This is a genomic window from Microvirga tunisiensis, from assembly GCF_009296175.1.
GTDB classification, from domain to species: Bacteria; Pseudomonadota; Alphaproteobacteria; order Rhizobiales; family Beijerinckiaceae; genus Microvirga; species Microvirga tunisiensis.
On the sequence record NZ_VOSK01000947.1, the window covers coordinates 1 to 649 of the forward strand.

Annotated in this window: 1 protein-coding gene; it reads left to right on the forward strand. The window is 65.0% G+C overall.

Annotation, left to right across the window (positions count from 1 at the left end; genetic code table 11):
- On the forward strand, positions 1-515 hold a 515-nt coding region (locus tag FS320_RS44665), incomplete at its 5' end, for a transposase (protein WP_152718809.1).
- Positions 516-649 lie beyond the last annotated feature (134 nt).

Sequence of the window (649 nt, forward strand, 5' to 3'; positions counted from 1 at the left end):
GGGACGAGACCGGCCACAGCTTCCGGATCCGGCCGGGCACGACCTGGGCGCGGCGCGGGCTGACCCCGGTGCTCCAACGGGTGAGCAAGCGACGCGAGGTGTCGAGCATCGTGGCGATCACGCCGGACGGGCGGCTGTATGCGCGCCACTTCCGCACCTCCATCTCGAGCCGCTGTGTCATCCAGGCCCTGCGCTCTGTCCGCCGCCAGATCGGCACGCCGCTGCTGGTGGTCTGGGATCGGCTCAATGCCCACCGCTCACGGGCGACAACGGACTTCATCGCTGCGCATGCGCAGGACTATGCGGTGGCCTATCTGCCGGCGTATGCCCCGGAGTTGAATCCGGAAGAGCAGTGCAATGCGCTCGTCAAGCGCGCCATGGCGAACGCATTGCCCGGCTCAGTCGACGACCTGCATCGGCTCGCCCGTCGCGAGTTTGGCCGCCTCAAACGTCACCCCGAGATGATCGTCCGCTTCTTCCGCCACGCAGGCCTCTCCGTTACCGACATCCCGTGAAGATCATTAGCTCGTCCCGGAATAAGCGAGCGAGTGTGCTAAACGTGACTGGGTCTTCTGAAATCGCAAACACGACCGTGTCTTGGCCTTTCACGCCGACGCCGTTCCGGATCTTTCGGGAGGTGCTTTGTTCC